Consider the following 253-nt stretch of genomic DNA (forward strand, 5'->3'; position numbering starts at 1 on the left):
GTATCCGTTGCGGGAGCTGGTCACCGCCTCCGACGCGATGCCGTTGCTGGTGGAGCGCGAACGGGCCCTGTACGGCTCCTGGTACGAGTTCTTCCCCCGTTCCGAGGGCACCGCCGAGCGCCCCCACGGCACCTTCCGCACCGCCGCCCGCCGGCTGAAGGCGATCGCGGACATGGGCTTCGACGTCGTCTACCTGCCCCCGATCCACCCCATCGGCACCACCCACCGCAAAGGCCCCAACAACACCCTGACC

At 70.0% G+C, this 253-nt stretch carries 1 pseudogene; it reads left to right on the top strand.

The annotated features are described in order from the left end of the window. Positions 1-253 (top strand): annotated as a pseudogene (locus IH25_RS38315) (alpha-1,4-glucan--maltose-1-phosphate maltosyltransferase); the annotation flags it as partial.

The sequence above is a fragment of the Streptomyces achromogenes subsp. achromogenes genome (assembly GCF_000720835.1).
Lineage (GTDB): Bacteria > Actinomycetota > Actinomycetes > Streptomycetales > Streptomycetaceae > Streptomyces > Streptomyces achromogenes.